Raw genomic sequence first — 18,648 nt, 5'->3', positions numbered from 1 at the left:
TCCTACTTACTTAATTTAACTTTTATTGGGCTTTTAAAGCTTTAGCTTTGGAATATCTGCTCCTCTGCATTAAATATCCAATGGCGAGCAGTACAGCACCTATAATATCCGTTTTCAATCCCGGTGTAACTAGGAGGATGCCTCCCACGAAGAAGATAATTCTCTCAAGGAAGTTCTGATTTGTTAACAAAAATCCCGAAACTGCAGAGGAAACACCGATAATTCCTATTACTGAAGTTATAATAATCCAAATTATCTCAAGGGGTTTTACGTTAATCAAAAGAAGAGCCGGGTTGTATACGAAAATGTATGGGACCAAGAAGGCTGCTATTGCAAGCTTTGAAGCATTTAAACCTGTTTTTAACGGATTTGCCTTGGCAATACCCGCGCCTGCAAATGCCGCGAGGGCAACAGGCGGTGTAACGTCAGCAATAATTCCGAAATAGAAGGCAAACATATGGGCAGCAAGTACAGGGACATTGAGCATCAAAAGCGCGGGTGCTGCTATCGTTGAAGTTATAACGTAGTTTGCCGTTGTGGGGACGCCCATTCCGAGGATTAATGATGTAATCATTGTAAAGAACAATGTCAGGAACAATTTGCCATTTGCAAGGCTAACTAAGGATGTGCCGAGTTTAAGCCCAAGCCCTGTTAGGGTAACAACACCTATGATAATACCTGCACAGGCTGTTGCAGCAATAACTCCAAGGGCACTCCTTGCACCCTGTTCAAGGCCGTTTACAATATCTTTGAAGCTTATTCTCGTGTTTTTCCTTAGCATAGCTGAAATAATGGAAAGGAAAATGGCGTACAAAGCTGCCTTCATGGGAGTAAACCCAGTAACTAAAAGATAGACAATTGCGACTAAAGGTATTATGAGATGACCTCTTTCGAAGATTATATCTTTAAATCTCGGAAGTTCTTCCCTGCTTAAGCCGCGAAGCCCCAAGCGTTTTGCTTCAAGATGCACACCCGTCCATACGCCAAAGTAATAAAGCAGTGCAGGTATAGCAGCAGCACCGATAATCCTTGAATAAGGGATTTTTGTGAATTCTGCCATTAAGAAAGCTGCTGCACCCATTATAGGTGGCATTAGCTGTCCGCCGGTGGAAGCCGTTGCTTCAACGGCTCCTGCAAATTCGGGTTTGTAGCCCAACCTCTTCATCATGGGGATGGTGAAACTTCCGGTACCTACTACGTTTGCTACAGAGCTTCCCGAAACTGTACCCATAAGGCCGCTGGATAATACCGCTACCTTTGCAGGACCGCCGGAAGCCCAACCTGCTATTGCATTGGCAAGGTCAATGAAAAGCTGCCCGAGACCTGTTTTTTCAAGGTAAGCGCCAAACAGTATGAAAAGGAAGATGAAGGTCGATGAAACTCCTATGGGTATGCCGAAAATTCCCTCCGTTGTGTAGAAAAGATGCTGAACAAGTGTTGGCAGATCTGCACCCCTGTGGGCAAGCTGACCCGGAATATAAGGACCTACAAGGGCGTAAATTATAAATAAGGTAGCAATTGTGACCATGGGGATTCCTACAACCCTTCTTGCAGCTTCAAGAACGAGCAGAACACCGATTGCACCTATTATAAAGTCTGTAGTTGTGACTGTTCCAGCCCTTAAAACCAGCTGCTTGTAAAAAACAGTGATGTAAAGGGACACTGCTGCACCTAATACAGAAAGTATTAGATCAACAGGATGTATTCTGTCCCTTGGCCAGTCGCTTTTTGCGGGGTATAAAAGGAAAATCAAGCAAAGTCCAAAGGCAACGTGTATGGAGCGCTGAATCATAGCATCAAGCACGCCAAACATTGCCGTGTAAAGCTGAAAAAGGGAAAAAGTGATGGCAATAGCGCTTATAATCTTTGCAGCAAAACCTTTTAGAACCCTGTAGTCCGATTCTTTATCAAATTTTCTTAATATCTCCTGGCTATCAACTGCAGCTTCTTCGTGCAACTTTTCAGTCATCTAAAGTTTCCCTCCTTTTAGATTAATTTATTTTTCTTATAGTCCAGTGTTTTTTTGCACTGATTTCGATTAAATCATTAGGTTTGGAAAAATCGAGAAAATTGTACATAATTCCGTCGATAATTATCCCATGCCCCTTAAGAGGAGAAACCCTTATTTGGAGAGTTTTAAAGGTTCTGTTCATCTCCATAATGAATTCGCCGTTTTTATTTTCAAATTTTCCTTCTTCATAACAAGGAAGACCTATTCCAAGGGAATAATACCTTGTCTTAACTAAATGCAGATCATCACTTTTTTCTATCTTGAAATCTTCAAAAACAGGGGTCTTTTGTATAGAATGGATAAAAACATGGGTAAATTCGCTATTTTTAAGGGGGATTTCGAACTTTTTGCCATTATCTACATTGAAAATAACAAGGTCAACTTCTTTTTCAATCCTGTAGAAAGATAAAAATAATGCTGCTATAAGAACTACAAAAAAGAAAAACACATCAGCCCTATTTTTCATAAATTGAGCATTGGACAGAGTCCAATGCTCAATTTGCCCTCCTTTTATATTAAATTAACAAAAATTATTTTCCAATTTCTTTAAAGTATTTTTCTGCTCCGGGGTGTAGAGGTATTGACATACCTTCCTTACCGGTCTCAGGTTTGATCTGCTCGCCTGCTTTGTGAGCTGCCTTTAACCTATCAAGGTTAGCATACATGGTTTTTACGAGGTTGTAAGCAGTGTCTTCATCCATCTTGGAGCTTACAGCAAGCATTGCTTTTACCGCTACGGTGTTTACATCATGGTCAACACCCGAATAGGTGTTGGCAGGTATTACTATCTTTGTATAGTAAGGATATTTTTCCATCAATTTTGATACTAAGGCATCGTCAAGGGAAACAAGTTCTATTTTCTTTGAAGCTGCGATATCCTGGACCGCAGCTGTCGGGAAACCTGCTGTTAAGAATGCCGCGTCGATGTTTCCATCCTTTAAGTTGTTGGCAGCTTCAGCAAAGCTCAAATACTGAACGCTGATATCGTTGTAGGTGATTCCTGCAGCTTCTAAGATCTGTCTTGCGTTGGCTTCAGCACCGCTTCCAGCAGCTCCTACAGCAACCTTTTTGCCTTTAAGATCTGCTACACTTTTGATGTTTTTATCTGCCAAGGTTACGATTTGAATCGTTTCCGGGTAAAGAGTTGTAAGCCCTTTTATGTCTTCATATTTATTGTCTTTGAACATTTCCATCCCGTTTGCAGCGTAGTAAGCTATATCGTTTTGAACGAAAATAACATCAGCTTTTCCATCCTTTAAGAGGTTAACATTTGCAACCGAAGCGCCGGTGCTCTGTGCAGTTGCGTTTACGCCTTTAATGTTTTTATTCCAGATATCAGCCAAAGCACCGCCAAGAGGGAAGTAGGTTCCAGCTGTACCGCCGGTTGCGATGGTGATGAACTTTTGCCCACCGGCCTGTTGGCCACCGCCTTTTCCTGCACATCCTGCAAGGGCGGCAGTTAAGAGAAGGGCGATGGTGATTAGGGCTATAGTCTTTTTAAACATAACCCAACCTCCTTAATTTTTAATAAATTGTAAACTCGTAGAATTTAATTTAATATTTTGCTTAATTACAATTTTAAAATAGGGGTAACTAAAATTAACAAAAAAATAATTTTTAACTACAAAAAAGTTGGACATGTATACAGTATTATTATAAATTATTCCTGTTTTTATTATCTTTTGTTTTTTGAGTGACATTATACGTTTTTATCTTAAAAAAAGCCCATTACATTTTATTTATTTGCTGGTATAATCATAATCAGACAGTGGATTGACATAAAGTCTATAGAAAAAATTTAAAGGGGGTCTATAAATTGGCTTTTAGGATATCCAAAATAACAATGGCAGTTGTAATAATATTATTACTAATTTTTGTAAATATTTGGGGCACTTATAACAGCCTTGTAAAGAGCGAAGAAAACATAAACGCCAAGTGGAGTCAGGTGGAAAACCAGCTTCAAAGAAGGGCTGACCTTATACCAAATCTTGTGGAAACCGTAAAAGGTTATGCATCTCACGAAAAAGAAATCTTCGAGCAGGTGACAAAAGCAAGAGAGAAACTCATAGCGGCTGGCAGCGTTGCTGAAAAAGCTCAAGCTGATGCAGAGCTTTCAAGCGCATTGTCAAGGCTTCTCGCTATAGTGGAAAACTATCCAAACTTGAAAGCCGATGCCAACTTCAGGCAGCTGGCCGATGAACTTGCAGGCACCGAAAACAGGATTGCTGTTGCCCGCATGGATTACAACAATGCGGTGCAAATATACAATACTAAAATAAGGTCCTTTCCGACATCTATAATTGCAAAAATGTTTGGTTTTCAGAAAAAGGAGTATTTCAAATCGGAGGAAGGTGCTAAGGAAGTCCCCAAGGTGAATTTTGGGCAGTAAAGGGGAATAATTATGCGCTTTTTTAAATACCTTCTTAAAGGAAAATATTTTGTTTTGTTAATTTTTTTAATAATTGTTTTAACATCAAATTTTAAATTTTTACCAAATAATTTATTGCATGCCGAGCCTGTGCCGCCCAAACCCGCTTACAATGAATACATTTTTGACTTTGCAGATTTAATAGACGAAAATCAAGAAGAGGAAATGAGGGAAATCGCAAAAAAAATTGACGATCTAACCGGTGCTGAAATTGTAGTAGTAACTGTGGGAAGCCTTGACGGCAAGACCATTGAAGATTATGCTTTAGAGCTTTTCAGGAGCTGGGGTATCGGTGATAAAGAAAAGAATAACGGTATTTTAATCCTTGTAAACAAAGAAAACCTTTTACTTGACAAAAAAGGAAGGATAAGGATAGAGGTGGGCTACGGACTTGAAGGCGCTGTAAACGATGGTAAAGCGGGATATATCCTTGACATCTATGCCCTCCCTGCCTTCAAGGAAAAAAATTATTCAAAGGGGATTTACGATACCTTTTTGGCGGTAACATCTGAGGTTGCAAAGGAGTATGGCGTAGATCTTGAAAAAAGCGGCCTTTCAAAGTTGGAAGGGTATAAATCGGAGGAGAAAGATAGTATCTTTAAAATTGTTATAGATATAATGCTTTTCTTTATTATTCTTTACTTTTTCTTTATCATGCCTAGAAGGATTTTTAGAAGAAGGCCTCCCTTTGGAGGTGGTGGAGGCCCTATTATAAGAGGCCCCTTTGACCCCTTTGGTGGCGGAGGCTTTGGCGGTTTCGGCGGTTTTTCGGGAGGCTCCGGAGGAGGCTTTGGTGGTTTTGGAGGTGGCTCCAGCGGAGGCGGTGGAGCGAGCAGATAGAGTAGAAAATAGAAAAAATAATAAGTAATAAAAAGAAATAGGGAGGAAAACAGGGGGAGACCTTCTTTTCTCCCCTCTTTTTTGTTAATTTCGAGTTTTTCAGTGGTTTATCTTTATCGTATAATCAAAATATAATGATAATTGAATGAAATATTTTTCTCAAAGGTGTTAAAAATAAATAAATTATTTTTGCCAATAAAGAGAATATTTTCACAAATTTAAAGAAAGAGGGGAAATTATGAAAAAAAAGGTTTTAATTATCGGCGGTGTGGCAGCGGGTACCAAAACCGCAGCAAAGGCGGTAAGGGAATATCCTGATGTGGAGGTAAAGGTGATCACCGAAGAGGAATACGTTTCTTACGCAGGGTGCGGACTTCCCTATTACATCGGCAATGTCATAAAAGAAAAGGGCCACCTTACAGTAATGAACCCTGAAAAGTTCAAGGAAAGGGATGTGGAAATATTAATAAAGCATAAGGCGGAAAGGATAATCCCATCAGAAAAAAGGGTCATTGTAAAAGACCTTACAACGGGTGAGACAAAGGACTTTTTCTACGACAAGCTCGTCATTGCAACAGGGGCAAAACCAATTATTCCGCCCATTCCCGGCGTTGATCTAAAAAATGTATTTAAATTAAGGACTGTAAACGATGCTGTAAGCATAAGGGAAGAAATGGAGAAAAACGGCGTAAAAAAGGCTGCTGTGGTAGGCGGAGGCTTTATCGGACTTGAAGTAGCAGAAAACCTTGCACAGCAGGGTGTAAAGGTTACTTTAGTAGAGCTTTTGGACCAAATCCTCCCAAATTTTGACAGGGAAATAGCCCTTCTTGCACAAAGCTATTTAGAGAAAAAGGGAATTACCATTTATACAGGGGAAAAAGCAGTTGCCATAGAAGGTGTTGACGGCAAAGCTGCAGCCTTGGTAACCGATAAAAGAAAGATTGACGCGGAACTTGTACTCCTTTCAATTGGAGTAATGCCAAATACGGAGATTGCAAAGGAAGCGGGAATCGAGCTTGGTGTAAAGGGCGCAATAAGGGTAAACGAATACATGGAAACCAATATCCCCGATATTTACGCGGTGGGCGACTGCGCCGAAAATATTAACCTCATCACAAATCGGCCCGCCTGGTATCCTATGGGCTCAACGGCAAACAAGATGGGCAGGGTAGCGGCGCTTAACCTTTTCCCGAAGGGCGAAAAGGATGCCTTAAAAGGAGTCCTCGGCACCACCGTTGTAAAGCTTTTTGAACTCAATGCCGCAAGGACCGGACTTTCCGAAAGGGACGCCAAAGCGCTCGGATACGACTACATCACCGTACTTGTACCTGCCAACGACAGGGCCCACTACTACCCCGGGCATAAAACCATATTAACAAAATTGATAGTGGACAAAAAGACCCACAGGGTCCTTGGAGGACAGGTAATAGGCGAAGGGGTTGTAGATAAACCCATCGATATCCTTGCTACATTAATCACCTTAAAGGGCACTGTTGAAGACCTTGCCAAGATAGACCTTGCCTATGCGCCGCCCTTCTCCATGGCACTTTCGTCCACCATAGTTGCTGCAAATGTGGCGATAAATAAGCTCACGGGCAGAGTAGAAGGCATATCGCCCCTTGCATTAAAAGAAAAGCTTGGTAGCCCTGACTTACAGTTAATAGATGTGAGGACAGAAGCAGAATTCTTAACAGGGGCAATTCCCGGAGCAAAGAATATCCCGCTGAATGAGATTAGAAAGAGGGCCAATGAAATAAACAAAGACAAAGAAACAATTCTAATATGTAAGGTTGGCCTCAGGGCATACCTTGCCTACAGGACCTTAAAACACCTCGGTTTTGAAAACATTAAGATTTTAGACGGCGGAGTGACCGCATGGCCTTTTGAACTTGAATAATAAAAATATGGAGGAAGAGGAATATGAAGGAGATAAAAGTTGATGCGAAATGCCTTCAGTGTCCGGGGCCTATAGTGCAGCTTTTCAATGCGATAAAAAATGCGGACCCCGGAGATGTAATTGTAGTTGAGGCAACGGATAAAGGGTTTTACAATGATGTCCAGGCATGGTGTAAAAAGACGAAAAATGAGCTTTTAAGCCTTGAAGACAAGGGCGATGTAATAATCGCAAAGGTTAAAAAGGTGTAGGAGGTTATTATGGCAAAAAAGACTATAATAGTCTTTTCCGGTGATTTGGATAAAGCCATGGCGGCTTTCATAATAGCCAACGGTGCCGCTGCCATGGGCGATGAGGTTACAATGTTTTTCACCTTCTGGGGGCTTAACATTTTGAGAAAGCCCGAGGGGGTAAAGGTCAAAAAAAGCTTTTTAGAAAACATGTTCGGCAAGATGATGCCCCGGGGAGCGGAAAGACTTGGCCTTTCCAAGATGAATTTTGGGGGCCTCGGGGCAAAGATGATGAAATATATAATGAAAAAGAAAAACGTAAACACCTTAGGAGAACTTATAGAAAACGCAAAAGCGCTGGGGGTAAGGCTTATAGCCTGCACCATGTCTATGGATGTCATGGGCATAAGAAAGGAAGAACTCATTGACGGCATAGATTTTGCCGGTGTTGCCACTTACCTTGCCGAAGCGGATGAAGCAAACCTCAACCTATTTATATAAGGGTTTATATAAGGGCGAGTCTCGCCCTTTATTTTTTTATAATGCATTAAAAGTTATGTTATAATGGTATTATAATTTTGGTAAAATAAGGGGTGACGCAGGGTGAAACTGTCCATTGAAAAGATTGGCGAAGTGGAACTTGATAAGCCCATGACCCTTTTAGAAATCTATCAAAAGTATAAGGAAAAATTTCCCTACATTGTCACCGCTGCTTCGGTAGACAACGAGCTTAGAGATTTAAATTTTAAAGTGGAAAGGGATGCAAAAATAAGATTCTTCGACATGTCCGATGACATAGGGATGCAGGTATACGTAAGGAGCCTCACCTTTTTATTTATCAAAGCCTGTCACGATGTGCTTTTAGACTGTAAGGTGCATATAGAGCATTCCTTGGGAGATGCCCTTTATACTGAAGTTTATTGGAAGCAGCCCATAGGCCAGGAAGAAGTGGAGACGATAGAAAAAAGGATGAAAGAGATTGTGGAAAAGGACCTTCCCATAAAAAGGTTGAGGGTTCCTGTAGAAGAGGCATTGGTCTACTTTAAAACCTTGGGATACGAGGATAAGGTCAGGGTATTAAAATACCGCAAAAAAGACCACATCCATATTTACGAAATGGATGGCTTTAAAGACTTTTTTTACGGCTACATGGTGCCGTCTACCGGTTTTCTGAAATGGTTTAAGCTCAAATTCCATCTTCCGGGAATAATCCTTCAATTTCCAAATCCCAAAAATCCGCTGGAAGTTTCTCCTTTTAAGGAACAGCCCAAACTTTCAAGGATTTTTAGAGAAGCGGAAAGATGGGCTCATATCCTTGAGATAGCAGATGTAGGGGCGCTCAACGAATACATATCAAAGGGAATGGCGGGGGAAATAATAAGAATAGCGGAGGCATTGCATGAAAAAAAGATTGCTCAAATAGCAGATATAATCGCTGAAAACAAAGAAAGGCTGAGGGTTATCCTTATAGCAGGCCCTTCATCTTCAGGGAAGACCACCTTTGCACAAAGGCTCATGGTGCAGCTTCGCGTAAACGGCTTAAGGCCCATAGCCATTTCCCTCGACAATTACTTTGTGGACAGGGACAAAACACCCCTTGATGAAGAGGGAAAACCCGATTTTGAAGCCTTAGAAGCCATCGACCTGAAACTTTTCAACCAGCAGCTTGCGGCGCTAATACAAGGAAGAGAGGTGTATCTACCAAAGTACAACTTTATCAAGGGGACCCGTGAATTTTCGAAAATACCCACACAAATCGAAAAGGACCAGCCCATTGTAATAGAAGGCATTCACGGATTAAACGAAACCTTAACCGCGCTGATACCGAAGGAAAACAAGTTCAAAATATATGTAAGCGCCCTTACACAGATTTCCATAGACAACCACAACCGGATTTCCACCACGGATACCCGCCTCATCCGCCGTTTGGTAAGGGACAGCCGCTGCCGTGGAGCCGATGCGAAAAAGACCATAGCCATGTGGCCTTCGGTTCAGAGGGGTGCACAAAAGCACATATTCGCCTATCAGGAAGAAGCCGATGTGATGTTCAACTCTGCCCTTGTATACGAACTTGCGGTGCTTAAAAAATACGCTGAGCCGCTTTTATTACAAATTACAAAAGATGACCCGGAATACATCGTAGCCTCCTATCTTCTAAAATTTCTCGACTACTTCCTGCCCATAGAAGACGAAAGGGACATACCTCTCACTTCAATACTAAGAGAATTTATAGGAGGCAGCTGTTTTTTAGTAGAATAAAAGGCTTGTTAAACCGCAAAAAGATGTGTTATAATAAAATTACAGAAAATTTTACAAAAAACTACAATAACTCCCAGAAAGGGTGAAATTTATGAGAGTTTCAGTAAGTGGGGTAAGCAACTTTGAAGTTACTCCTGCATTGAGGGATTATGCGGAAAAAAAGATTGGGAGGCTTTCGCGGCATTTTAACTATCTGAACAACGACAACATAGAAGCAAAGGTAAAGATGCACGTGGAAAACGGCAGGCACATAGTGGAGGTAACCCTTTCCGCAGGTGACCTTCTTTTAAGGGGAGAAGAAGAAAACAAAGACATGTATGCGGCTATAGATTTGGTAGCCGATAAATTGGATAAACAGATAGAAAAATATAAGACGAAGCTCGTAAGGTCATTGAGGAAAAACGTGCCGAAGGAAGCGGTTGTTCTTGAAGATTTAAACAAGGATGTTGAAAAACAGGATGAAGAAAATTTTAAGGTAGTCAAGACAAAGAGATTTCCCGTAAAGCCCATGAGCATTGATGAGGCCATCTTGCAGATGAACCTTTTAGGGCACAGCTTTTTCGTATTCAACAATGCCGAGACGGAAGAGATAAATGTGGTTTACAAGAGAAAGGACGGCAACTACGGTCTTATAGCCCCGGAGTATTAAAACTCCGGGGTTTTCAGCAAAAAGTCCATGTAATTGAAAAGGAAAACTTTTGGCTTATTTTCGAAATCCATAAAAATACCTCTTTGAGAATTTATTTGTTAGTATTAAAATATGAATTATTATGCATATAGTCCACGAAAGGGCGTATTTATGGAAAATATTTTAATAAAAATCAGGGAAGCCTTTTTAAAAGCCCTCTATCCCGAAAGCGAAAACTGCCCCGTATGCAAAAATCAACTTAAAGATAAAGGCTTGCCGGTCTGCCCTGACTGCCTTTCCAAAATAGATGCTATAAATCCGCCTTTTTGCATAAAATGCGGCAAGCCCTTTTTCGAAGGAGAGCACTTTAACCTTTGCCCCGACTGCAGGGCAAAAAGGCATTTTTTTGAAAAAGCAAGGTCCTACGGGGTTTATGAGGGCATTTTGAAAAAACTCATTCACGAATTTAAATACAATAAAGAAAAGAGGCTGATAAAAGTATTAGGGGAAAAATTGAGCGAGGCTTACGAAAGGTCAGGATTTTCTGGTATTGACCTAATAGTTCCTGTTCCCCTATACTGGAAAAGGCAAGAACAGAGGGGTTTCAACCAGTCCCTGCTTTTGGCAAAAGAGCTTGAGAAAAATACCAAAATAAGAGTTGAAGAGGTATTGGCAAGGGTAAAATCAACAGAACACCAGACTTCTTTGCCAAAAAGCAAAAGAGAGAAAAACGTAAAAGACGCTTTTGAGGTTAGAAAAAATGCCGATATTAAGGGAAAAAACATATTGCTGGTGGATGATGTCTACACAACGGGAAGTACCGCTGATGAATGTTCCAAAACCCTCCTTTCGGGAGGGGCGGACATGGTTTATGTGATAACTTTGGCGAGAGGATGAAGGAGGTATTTTGATGGAACTCAGAAATTGCCCTGTGTGCGGAAAGGTGTTTTTATACACCACGAGGAATCTTTGCCCCGAGTGTGCAGCAAAGGAAGAGGAGGAATTTAAAAAAGTAAGGGACTACCTTTATGAAGTCCCTGGAGCCACTGCGGAGGAGATTTCTGAAAAAACGGGGGTTCCTGTAAAAAAGATTATTGAATTTTTAAAAGAGGGGAGACTTATTTTGAAAAAGAACAACATTAATATCCTTTTAAAATGCGAAAGGTGCGGAGCGCCCATTCTCACCGGAAGGTACTGCGAAAAGTGTGTTGAAGAGATGAAAAAGGGTTTTGGAATCCGGGAAAGTAACCCCTTTGAGCAAAAAAGCGATATGAAGGGTAAAATACATATTTCAAGGTACAGAAAGGATGAAAATTAGGAAGGTTAAGGAGAATTTAAAAGAAAAAAGGCAGAAAATAGCGATTTTGCCCCCTAAGTTAGCTTTTTTTACCCTCACCTTGAAGGGATGATTATCCGATAAATAAAGTAGAAAAGTATAAGGAGCGGAATTACTATGAATATACAAAAAAGCGGTTTTCCGGGTATTTTTAAGATATACGAGGCCTTTGCAAAAAAGGAAGTAGCAAAGGCTGATGAGAAAAGAGATGTAAAGGCAAGAAAGGACGAACTTACCCTTTCACCTGAGGGTATGGAATTTTTAAAAGCCCTTGAGATTGCAAAAAGGGTGAGCGACGTAAGAGAAGACAAGGTGAGGGAGATAAAAGAAAGGATAGAAAATGGTCTTTACACCGTTGATGCCGAAAAGATTGCAGAGAAGGTAATCGATGATATATTAAACGAAAGGATATAACGGGGGCGCTTTTTTATGCAAAAAATAGATTTTGATTTCAGGGTTCTCTTAAAAAATCTCGAGGAACAGCTTATATTATACAGCGAGCTTTTAAATCTAGCCGAAAAAAAGACGGATATCCTCGTAAAAAACGAGGTAAAACACCTGGAAGAAATAACTAATGTGGAACAGGAAATGATAGTAAAACTTGGGAAATTAGAGGAAGAAAGGTGCAAGTTCATTGAAGAGCTTTCTTCTAATTTAGGGATTGACCAAAAAGAAATAAATTCTTCCTACATTTTAGAAATCCTGCCCGAAAAAGTGAAAAAGGAAATGGACGAAATAACAAATAAATTAAAAGATGTCCTTAAAAATCTGGACGAAAGAAACCGTCTAAACGAAAGGCTCATTAAAAGTGCCCTTGAATTTATAAACACTTCTATTGAACTTTTAGTTGACGCGGGAAGGCAAGCAACAGGCTACGGCGCAGATGGGAAGATATCGGAAAAGGAAACCCTGAAATTTTTCGATAAAAAGCTTTAAGGAGAGGGTCCAATGTATTCGGGATTTTTTGGAATAGAAATAGCAAAGAAAGCCCTTTTTGCAAGCCAGAAGGCGCAGGAAAATGTGGCTCACAACGTTGCCAATGCCAATACTCCAGGATTTTCAAGGCAGAGGGTGGTGCTTGAATCTACCTATACAAAGCCCTTTTCGGGACTCTACACAGGCACCGGCGAGGTACAAGTAGGTACAGGTGTGAGGATAGGCGATATTACAAGGATAAGGGACAGCTTCACCGATATGCAGTACAGGGACGAGAACTCCTCCCTCGGACAGTGGAGCGTTCAGACAGATATACTAAAACAGGTGGAAGCAATATTCAGTGAGCCTTCCGATATAGGCATCTCATCGGTTCTGACAAAATTTTGGCAGTCTCTGGAAGAACTTTCTAAAAACCCTGAGGCTATTGAAATAAGAGAGACTGTAAAGGAAAGGGCTGTGACCCTTGCGGACACCATAAACCACACCGCAAGGCAGTTGAATGAAATCCTTGGAGACATAAACTTCAGAATTTCGGTAAAGGTAGATGAGGTAAACACCCTTGCAAGACAGATAGCCGCTTTAAACGGCGAGATCAGGCATATGGAGCTTACCGGCACAACTGCTGCGGACCTTCGCGATAAAAGGGATCTTCTTTTGGACCAGCTTTCAAAAATTGTCGACATAGAAACCTACGAAGACCAAAACGGGCTCTTTTCGGTAAACGTAGGTGGGGCTATCCTCGTAAAAGGGACGGAATTTAACACATTGACCTTTGATGAGAAAGATTTAAAAGTTAAATGGCAGGATTTTAATAATATAAACTTAAATTCCAAAAAAGGGGAACTTACCGGACTTCTTGAGCTTCGCGACAAAAAGGTGAAAAACTACCTTTATGCTTTACAAACCTTTACCGAAAAATTTGCTGAAAAATTCAACGAAATACATAAAAGCGGCTATGACCTTTATGGAAATCCGGGAGAAAAATTTTTCGTTTACAACCTCCTCGATTCTGGTGACCTTTTATTCGTAAATAGTAATATTATAAGCGATGTAAAAAAGATAGCCGCTGCTGAAACCTCCACCGGTATTCCCGGAGATAACCGCAATGCTCTAAAGCTTGCGGACTTGAGGTATCAGTATATCGATGCTCTTAAAGGGACCATTGACGATTACTACGGCGCCCTTATATCAAGGATTGGCATAGATTCGCAGGAAGCTGCAAGGATGACAGAATCGCAGGAATACATGGTAAGCCAGCTTGATGAAAGGAGAAAGGAGATTTCATCTGTCTCTATAGATGAGGAAATGGCAAAGATGATAATGTACCAGCATACTTACAATGCAGCTGCAAGGATGATAACTGCAATGGATGAGATGATAGAAACCATAGTAAGCCGTATGGGGCTTGTGGGAAGGTAGGGATAAAAAATGCGTGTAACCCAGGGAATGCTCACTGAAGCCTTTATGAGAAACCTCTCCTACAACTTAAAAAGGCTCGGGGAGAAGGAGGACCAGCTTTCTTCAGGCAAAAGGGTCAGGCTTCCATCCGATGACCCTGTTTCTGCTGTTTTTGCCATGAGGCTGAGGAACACCCTTCTTTCCATAGACCAGTATGCGAAAAACGTGGACGATGCGGTAACATGGCTTCAAAACACCGAAACGGCACTTCAAAACACAGGCGAAATCCTTCAAAGGATAAGGGAGCTTGTGGTATACGGCTCAAACGGCACCCTAACGGAAAGCGACAGAAAAGCCATTTTAGACGAAATAACCCAGTTAAAAGAGCAGATTTTTCAGGAGGCCAACTCCTCCTATAACAATAGGTACCTTTTTGGAGGATTTTTCACCGATACCCCGCCTTTTGCTTATGATGTAAACGGGAAGATTGTAGCAAATCCTTCTTTTATTAAACCTACAAGAGCGGATATTATATCAGATACTGGAACGGGACTTAACGCCTCTTCGATTAATTTAAGCAAAATAGGAAGCGGAATAACTACGGGAGAATATAGCTTAGAAGTTTCCAATTTTGATTCTGTTGCAAAAACGGCAGATATTGTTATCAGAGATAAAGACAATAACATAGTAGCCCAAAAAACGGGTATTACCGTAGATGCGGATGATCAAAGAATAGACGGCGTCCCTGATTCTTCAAAGGATTTTGTCCTCGATTTAAAAAATTTCCCCATATTGGGAAACGGAACCGTCGTAGTAAAACTTACTAACGATACTGCGAGGTACAACCTCGGCAGGTTAAACACCATGGACGTGAGCCTTTACGGCGATGAAGTATTTAAGGATATTTTTGCTGCTGTTGAAAACATAGAAAACGACCTTTTAAACAACGATCCCGCTTCATTATCAAAAAGGCTTTCCGAAATAGACGACGCTATCAACACCCTATTAAAATTCCGCTCACAGGTGGGAGCAAAGATAAACCGCTTGGAAGCGACAAAAACGAGGATAGAAAGTAACAGGATAGACTATACTGCGCTTCTTTCAAAAACCGAAGATGTGGATATTGCACAGGTAATAATGGACTTAAAAATGGAAGAAAACGTTTACAGGGCATCCTTAGCCGTAGGAGCAAGGGTAATCCAGCCAAGCCTTGTTGACTTTTTGAGATAAAGTTTGTAAGAATTCGGCCTAAGCTTTAAAGCCAAAGACCGCTTTTTATATGAATTTTCGGAAGGTGCATCTTGATGTTAATATATAACCTCGATATTAAATTTTCCTTCGGTGAGCTCGGCATAAACTATAAAAAAGGAAATTTAGAAATAAAAAAGGACATCACCGGCGGCTTTGATTTAGAAAAAAATCCGCCCGAGCTTGATATAAACCTTGAGCTTCCGAAGATAGAAAAAATAGACCTTAAAGCTCCTTTTTCAGAAATAGGCCTTGCCGATATGCCCACCCTTTCAAAACAGTGGTTTTACGAAAACCAGTATTTGACATGGCAGGCAGTGGAAAAAATAGTAAGAGAAGGCGATGAACTTGGTGCCATAGAAAAAGGGGTATCCATTTCCGATATAGCCGAATTAAACGCCTTTCCCGAAAAGGACTACAATGTGGACTTAATACCCGATTCTCCTCCTGAGATTTTCTTCAAAGAAGGGAAAATAAACGCATCGCTGAAAGAGGGCTTTGTAAAGGTAAAGATAAATCCCTTTCCTATCGACATATCTTACGAATACGGCGAGGTAAAACCTTATTTGCAAAAACCGCCTTATATAAAGATTACAGCAGTAAAAGTAGGGAAAAATGTAGATGTAAAAATATGATAATTTAAAAAGGTTGGTAGAATTTTATGGTTTTTGAAAACCTAAAGGATAAGGGCAGAGAAGTTCATATTGATGATAAAATATTAAAGGAATTGTCAAAAATATTTAATAACTACCACAGTGTTCAAAAAGTTTTGCTATTTGGCTCGCGAGCGAGGGGAGATTTTAAAAAAACATCGGATGTGGATTTAGCCATTTTTTCAGAAAATATTTCGGATAGGGAGTTTAACCTGCTCGTAGATGAAATAAACGAGATGGATACAGCCCTTTCCTTTGATGTGGTCCATTTTGAGAAGTTAAAAAAGGATTCCTTGAAAGAAAATATAATTAAGTATGGGGTTTTAATATATGAGAGAAAGGATAATTGAAAGGTTTAATGACTTTAAAAATGCTTTGCAAAGGCTGGAAGAAGGCATAAATTTTGAACCTTCGAATGAGATAATTATAGATGGAGTTATCCAGAGGTTTGAGTTTACCTTTGAACTTGCATGGAAACTCCTTAAGGATATTCTTGAATATGAAGGAATTGAAGTTAAAAGCCCGAGAAGCGCAATTAAGGAAGGTTACAAAGCAGGATTAGTATCCGATGGAGAGGCGTGGATAGATATGATGATTGACAGGAATAAAACATCTCATGTTTACGATGAAAAGGAAGCTAAAGCGATTTATAATAAAATAAAGTCTTTTTATATTGGTTTATTAAGAGAGTTAAAAGAGAGTACAGAAGAATATATAAGAGAATAAATCGGAGGTACTTTTCATGAAAATAGAAACAAAATTTTTCGGTGAAATTGAAATAGAGGAAGAAAAAATTATAAACTTCCCGAACGGCATAATAGGCTTTGAAGACTTAAAAAGATTCGTCCTCATCGACCATCCAGGAAGCGATATCATAAAATGGCTTCAGTCGGTGGAGGAAAAGGATTTTGCACTGCCTATAATAGACCCTTTAAGTTTTTTCCCCGAATATGAACCTATTATAAACGAAAGCGATTTAAAAAACCTCGAGCTTTCATCAATTGAGGATGCTGTGATATTGTGCATCCTCACCGTCCCCAAAGACCTCGAAAGTACAACAGTTAACCTGAAAGCCCCAATAGTATTAAATCCGTTAAACCGCATCGGAGACCAGCTCATCGCCGAAAATCCGGAATATAAAATAAAACAGCCCATAAAAATTTTTGCTGAAAATTAAAAGGAGTCTGGAATATGCTCGTCCTTTCAAGGAAAAAGGGAGAAAAACTTTTGATAGGCGATGAGGTGGAAATAACCGTTGTCGAAATCGAAGGGGACAGGGTAAAACTGGGGATAAACGTCCCGAAAGGAGTAAAAATTTTACGGGCGGAACTTATAGAGGAAATAAAAGGCGAAAACAAAGAAGCCTTTGATTTATCCGTAAAAGCCTTTGAAGAAATTGAAAAGAAAATGAAGGGAAGATGAAAGAGGATAAATTTTAAAAGAGGAAAATATTAGGCAGAATAACGAGAAATAAAAAGAATAATAGACAAAAAAGGCAAAAACCGTCAAAAAAAGGTGGTAAAAAGGATTAAATTATACACCTTAAAATCCGATATATTAAGTGAAAACAATTTGCCGGCCGGCAAATAAAATTCCCCGCAGGGACGCGGGGAAATAAAAATCAGGGAGGATGATTTTATGAGAATTAACCACAACATCAGTGCACTTAACGCGTACAGGCAGTTAACAGTAAACAACACTTCACTTCAGAAATCTTTGGAAAAACTCTCTTCTGGCTTTAGAATTAACCGCGCAGGCGATGATGCAGCAGGTCTCGCTATAAGCGAGAAGATGAGAGGGCAGATTAAAGGCTTAGAGCAAGCTATCAGAAATGCTCAAGATGGCATTTCACTTATACAAACGGCAGAAGGGGGATTAAATGAAACCCATTCAATATTACAACGTATGCGTGAATTTGTAGTGCAAGCAGGGAACCTAGGAACTAATCAGAGTGAAGATCTACAAGCAATTCAAGATGAAATTGTCCAGTTAGCTGATGAAATCACTAAAATTAGTGAACGGACTCAGTTTAATGGTAAGACCTTGTTAGATGGTAGTTTTGCTAACGGTACTGCCGATTTAGTATTTCAAATTGGTGCAAATGCTACACAGCAATTAAAATTAAATATTGATGCTATGGATGCAACTACATTAGGCGTTGATTCAACTAAAATAGATGTAACTTCATTTACGGATGGTAGCGATGTTGATACTGCTCTCCAAGCTATTGATGATGCCATAAATACAGTTTCTGCCCAACGATCTGCTTTAGGTGCTACACAAAATCGTCTCGAGCATACTATTAATAATCTTTCCGTTGCATCTGAAAACCTCACTGCAGCTGAATCCCGTATCCGCGATGTAGATATGGCAAAAGAAATGATGGAGTTCACCAAGATGAACATACTCAATCAAGCTGCAACTGCAATGCTTGCACAGGCAAATATGCTGCCGCAGTCAGTACTTAAGCTGTTGGGTTAATTTAAAGTTAATATTTCAAGAGCAATTTATAAAAGCCTCGGGTAATACCGGGGCTTATAATTTTCTGACAATGGCGTGGATGGCGGTGCATCTAAATTAACAAAAGTAAATTAACATAATAATGCTTGATACCTATAACTTGCAAAGGTTAAGAGAGTATATAAAAAGGTGGATGGAAAATGATGCAATTTTGCTCGATACATTGAGGAATGAAATCCGCGTTTTAAAAGGAAATATCCGAAGAATTGTTCTTATCATTGCCGGAGAATTATTCTTTCGGCTTTTTTGTTTTAAATCTGCTTTCAG

Annotated in this window: 22 protein-coding genes; 19 read left to right on the top strand and 3 right to left on the bottom strand. The window is 40.1% G+C overall.

Features of this window, described 5'->3' with window-relative positions:
* Positions 1-22: 22 nt before the first annotated feature.
* The 3 genes from ACPLVF_RS00990 to ACPLVF_RS00980 all read right to left on the bottom strand — a co-directional run bounded on the left by ACPLVF_RS00990 (position 23) and on the right by ACPLVF_RS00980 (position 3,516).
* Positions 23-1,969 carry a TRAP transporter permease gene (locus ACPLVF_RS00990; protein ID WP_424905954.1) on the bottom strand — a complete coding sequence of 649 codons (1,947 nt, stop codon included), beginning with the start codon at positions 1,967-1,969 and terminating at the stop codon, positions 23-25.
* Positions 1,970-1,991: 22 nt separating this feature from the next.
* The gene (locus ACPLVF_RS00985; protein ID WP_424905953.1) at positions 1,992-2,477 is read right to left on the bottom strand and encodes a DUF1850 domain-containing protein; all 486 of its coding nucleotides are present in this window, start codon (positions 2,475-2,477) and stop codon (positions 1,992-1,994) included.
* Between the two features lie 64 nt (positions 2,478-2,541).
* Positions 2,542-3,516 (bottom strand): TAXI family TRAP transporter solute-binding subunit, encoded by a 975-nt coding sequence (locus ACPLVF_RS00980; protein WP_424905952.1) that lies wholly within the window; start codon positions 3,514-3,516, stop codon positions 2,542-2,544.
* A gap of 338 nt (positions 3,517-3,854) precedes the next feature.
* On the opposite strand from ACPLVF_RS00980, the gene ACPLVF_RS00975 reads away from it, so the two are divergent.
* The 19 genes from ACPLVF_RS00975 (at position 3,855) to hag (ending at position 18,342) form a co-directional block, all read left to right on the top strand.
* Entirely contained in the window at positions 3,855-4,400 is a 546-nt protein-coding gene (locus ACPLVF_RS00975; protein WP_424906016.1) for a LemA family protein, read from the top strand.
* A gap of 12 nt (positions 4,401-4,412) precedes the next feature.
* Entirely contained in the window at positions 4,413-5,279 is an 867-nt protein-coding gene (locus ACPLVF_RS00970) for a TPM domain-containing protein (protein WP_424905951.1), read from the top strand.
* A gap of 238 nt (positions 5,280-5,517) precedes the next feature.
* Positions 5,518-7,176: an FAD-dependent oxidoreductase gene (locus ACPLVF_RS00965; protein ID WP_424905950.1), complete on the top strand. Its 1,659-nt coding sequence runs from the start codon at positions 5,518-5,520 to the stop codon at positions 7,174-7,176.
* 23 nt (positions 7,177-7,199) lie between these two features.
* Positions 7,200-7,424 (top strand): sulfurtransferase TusA family protein, encoded by a 225-nt coding sequence (locus ACPLVF_RS00960; protein ID WP_424905949.1) that lies wholly within the window; start codon positions 7,200-7,202, stop codon positions 7,422-7,424.
* 9 nt (positions 7,425-7,433) lie between these two features.
* Positions 7,434-7,904, top strand: coding sequence for a DsrE/DsrF/DrsH-like family protein (locus ACPLVF_RS00955; RefSeq protein ID WP_424905948.1), 471 nt, complete (start codon positions 7,434-7,436; stop codon positions 7,902-7,904).
* A 102-nt stretch (positions 7,905-8,006) separates the two neighbouring features.
* Positions 8,007-9,662, top strand: a complete 1,656-nt coding sequence (locus ACPLVF_RS00950) for a nucleoside kinase (protein ID WP_424905947.1) — start codon at positions 8,007-8,009, stop codon at positions 9,660-9,662.
* Between the two features lie 91 nt (positions 9,663-9,753).
* The gene (gene hpf, locus ACPLVF_RS00945; protein ID WP_424905946.1) at positions 9,754-10,311 is read left to right on the top strand and encodes a ribosome hibernation-promoting factor, HPF/YfiA family; all 558 of its coding nucleotides are present in this window, start codon (positions 9,754-9,756) and stop codon (positions 10,309-10,311) included.
* 150 nt (positions 10,312-10,461) lie between these two features.
* Positions 10,462-11,187 carry a ComF family protein gene (locus ACPLVF_RS00940; protein WP_424905945.1) on the top strand — a complete coding sequence of 242 codons (726 nt, stop codon included), beginning with the start codon at positions 10,462-10,464 and terminating at the stop codon, positions 11,185-11,187.
* Between the two features lie 13 nt (positions 11,188-11,200).
* The gene (locus tag ACPLVF_RS00935; RefSeq protein ID WP_424905944.1) at positions 11,201-11,608 is read left to right on the top strand and encodes a TIGR03826 family flagellar region protein; all 408 of its coding nucleotides are present in this window, start codon (positions 11,201-11,203) and stop codon (positions 11,606-11,608) included.
* A gap of 135 nt (positions 11,609-11,743) precedes the next feature.
* A complete protein-coding gene (gene flgM, locus ACPLVF_RS00930) occupies positions 11,744-12,040 on the top strand; it encodes a flagellar biosynthesis anti-sigma factor FlgM (protein ID WP_424905943.1) in 297 nt (98 codons plus the stop codon).
* A 15-nt stretch (positions 12,041-12,055) separates the two neighbouring features.
* Positions 12,056-12,562, top strand: a complete 507-nt coding sequence (locus ACPLVF_RS00925) for a flagellar protein FlgN (protein ID WP_424905942.1) — start codon at positions 12,056-12,058, stop codon at positions 12,560-12,562.
* Positions 12,563-12,574: 12 nt separating this feature from the next.
* Positions 12,575-13,981 carry a flagellar hook-associated protein FlgK gene (gene flgK, locus ACPLVF_RS00920; RefSeq protein WP_424905941.1) on the top strand — a complete coding sequence of 469 codons (1,407 nt, stop codon included), beginning with the start codon at positions 12,575-12,577 and terminating at the stop codon, positions 13,979-13,981.
* A gap of 9 nt (positions 13,982-13,990) precedes the next feature.
* On the top strand, positions 13,991-15,190 hold the full coding sequence (flgL, locus tag ACPLVF_RS00915) for a flagellar hook-associated protein FlgL (protein ID WP_424905940.1): 1,200 nt from the start codon (positions 13,991-13,993) through the stop codon (positions 15,188-15,190).
* A 74-nt stretch (positions 15,191-15,264) separates the two neighbouring features.
* On the top strand, positions 15,265-15,843 hold the full coding sequence (locus tag ACPLVF_RS00910; protein ID WP_424905939.1) for a DUF6470 family protein: 579 nt from the start codon (positions 15,265-15,267) through the stop codon (positions 15,841-15,843).
* A gap of 26 nt (positions 15,844-15,869) precedes the next feature.
* Entirely contained in the window at positions 15,870-16,211 is a 342-nt protein-coding gene (locus ACPLVF_RS00905; protein WP_424905938.1) for a nucleotidyltransferase domain-containing protein, read from the top strand.
* The gene (locus ACPLVF_RS00900) at positions 16,192-16,587 is read left to right on the top strand and encodes a nucleotidyltransferase substrate binding protein (RefSeq protein ID WP_424905937.1); all 396 of its coding nucleotides are present in this window, start codon (positions 16,192-16,194) and stop codon (positions 16,585-16,587) included. The genes ACPLVF_RS00905 and ACPLVF_RS00900 overlap by 20 nt, the downstream gene beginning before the upstream one ends.
* 16 nt (positions 16,588-16,603) lie before the next feature.
* Positions 16,604-17,038 (top strand): flagellar assembly protein FliW, encoded by a 435-nt coding sequence (fliW, locus tag ACPLVF_RS00895; RefSeq protein WP_424905936.1) that lies wholly within the window; start codon positions 16,604-16,606, stop codon positions 17,036-17,038.
* 14 nt (positions 17,039-17,052) lie between these two features.
* The gene (csrA, locus tag ACPLVF_RS00890; RefSeq protein WP_424905935.1) at positions 17,053-17,283 is read left to right on the top strand and encodes a carbon storage regulator CsrA; all 231 of its coding nucleotides are present in this window, start codon (positions 17,053-17,055) and stop codon (positions 17,281-17,283) included.
* Between the two features lie 216 nt (positions 17,284-17,499).
* Positions 17,500-18,342 (top strand): flagellin Hag, encoded by an 843-nt coding sequence (gene hag / locus ACPLVF_RS00885; protein ID WP_424905934.1) that lies wholly within the window; start codon positions 17,500-17,502, stop codon positions 18,340-18,342.
* Positions 18,343-18,648 lie beyond the last annotated feature (306 nt).

This window comes from Thermovenabulum sp., assembly GCF_049701175.1.
Lineage (GTDB): Bacteria > Bacillota > Thermosediminibacteria > Thermosediminibacterales > Thermosediminibacteraceae > Thermovenabulum.
Note: the sequence above shows the minus strand (reverse complement) of the source record. Positions and strands in the feature narration are given on the sequence as shown.

Bases quoted from the DNA above. Each gene is read 5' to 3' on its own strand.
- ACPLVF_RS00985 (WP_424905953.1), bottom strand. From the start codon at position 2,477: ATGAAAAATAGGGCTGATGTGTTTTTCTTTTTTGTAGTTCTTATAGCA.
- flgL (WP_424905940.1), top strand. From the start codon at position 13,991: ATGCGTGTAACCCAGGGAATGCTCACTGAAGCCTTTATGAGAAACCTC.
- ACPLVF_RS00910 (WP_424905939.1), top strand. From the start codon at position 15,265: ATGTTAATATATAACCTCGATATTAAATTTTCCTTCGGTGAGCTCGGC.
- hpf (WP_424905946.1), top strand. From the start codon at position 9,754: ATGAGAGTTTCAGTAAGTGGGGTAAGCAACTTTGAAGTTACTCCTGCA.
- ACPLVF_RS00955 (WP_424905948.1), top strand. From the start codon at position 7,434: ATGGCAAAAAAGACTATAATAGTCTTTTCCGGTGATTTGGATAAAGCC.
- csrA (WP_424905935.1), top strand. From the start codon at position 17,053: ATGCTCGTCCTTTCAAGGAAAAAGGGAGAAAAACTTTTGATAGGCGAT.
- ACPLVF_RS00965 (WP_424905950.1), top strand. From the start codon at position 5,518: ATGAAAAAAAAGGTTTTAATTATCGGCGGTGTGGCAGCGGGTACCAAA.
- hag (WP_424905934.1), top strand. From the start codon at position 17,500: ATGAGAATTAACCACAACATCAGTGCACTTAACGCGTACAGGCAGTTA.
- ACPLVF_RS00905 (WP_424905938.1), top strand. From the start codon at position 15,870: ATGGTTTTTGAAAACCTAAAGGATAAGGGCAGAGAAGTTCATATTGAT.
- ACPLVF_RS00990 (WP_424905954.1), bottom strand. From the start codon at position 1,969: ATGACTGAAAAGTTGCACGAAGAAGCTGCAGTTGATAGCCAGGAGATA.
- ACPLVF_RS00925 (WP_424905942.1), top strand. From the start codon at position 12,056: ATGCAAAAAATAGATTTTGATTTCAGGGTTCTCTTAAAAAATCTCGAG.
- ACPLVF_RS00960 (WP_424905949.1), top strand. From the start codon at position 7,200: ATGAAGGAGATAAAAGTTGATGCGAAATGCCTTCAGTGTCCGGGGCCT.
- flgM (WP_424905943.1), top strand. From the start codon at position 11,744: ATGAATATACAAAAAAGCGGTTTTCCGGGTATTTTTAAGATATACGAG.
- ACPLVF_RS00940 (WP_424905945.1), top strand. From the start codon at position 10,462: ATGGAAAATATTTTAATAAAAATCAGGGAAGCCTTTTTAAAAGCCCTC.
- ACPLVF_RS00980 (WP_424905952.1), bottom strand. From the start codon at position 3,516: ATGTTTAAAAAGACTATAGCCCTAATCACCATCGCCCTTCTCTTAACT.
- flgK (WP_424905941.1), top strand. From the start codon at position 12,575: ATGTATTCGGGATTTTTTGGAATAGAAATAGCAAAGAAAGCCCTTTTT.
- ACPLVF_RS00970 (WP_424905951.1), top strand. From the start codon at position 4,413: ATGCGCTTTTTTAAATACCTTCTTAAAGGAAAATATTTTGTTTTGTTA.
- ACPLVF_RS00975 (WP_424906016.1), top strand. From the start codon at position 3,855: ATGGCAGTTGTAATAATATTATTACTAATTTTTGTAAATATTTGGGGC.
- fliW (WP_424905936.1), top strand. From the start codon at position 16,604: ATGAAAATAGAAACAAAATTTTTCGGTGAAATTGAAATAGAGGAAGAA.
- ACPLVF_RS00900 (WP_424905937.1), top strand. From the start codon at position 16,192: ATGAGAGAAAGGATAATTGAAAGGTTTAATGACTTTAAAAATGCTTTG.
- ACPLVF_RS00935 (WP_424905944.1), top strand. From the start codon at position 11,201: ATGGAACTCAGAAATTGCCCTGTGTGCGGAAAGGTGTTTTTATACACC.